This window comes from Streptomyces sp. NRRL S-495, assembly GCF_000966955.1.
Classification (GTDB): Bacteria; Actinomycetota; Actinomycetes; order Streptomycetales; family Streptomycetaceae; genus Kitasatospora; species Kitasatospora purpeofusca.
Genome location: NZ_JZWY01001383.1, coordinates 1 through 255 on the forward strand (window position 1 = coordinate 1; position 255 = coordinate 255).

The 255-nt window shown below is 73.3% G+C and carries 1 protein-coding gene; it reads left to right on the forward strand.

The window, feature by feature from the left end; translation table 11 throughout:
- Nucleotides 1-255 (forward strand): ketoacyl-synthetase C-terminal extension domain-containing protein (locus VR45_RS41785; RefSeq protein WP_045945220.1); only part of this gene is annotated, 255 nt, incomplete at both ends.

Consider the following 255-nt stretch of genomic DNA (forward strand, 5'->3'; position numbering starts at 1 on the left):
GCCACACCCAGGCCGCCGCCGGCGTCGCCGGTGTCATCAAGATGATCGAGGCGATGCGGCACGGCGTGATGCCCCGCACCCTGCACGCCGACACCCCCTCCCACCACGTCGACTGGGAGTCCGGCGCGGTCAGCCTGCTCACCGAGCAGCGGGAGTGGCCCGAGCTGGACCGGCCGCGCCGTTCCGCCGTGTCCTCCTTCGGCATCAGCGGCACCAACGCCCACGTCATCCTGGAGGCCGCACCCGAGGAGCCGG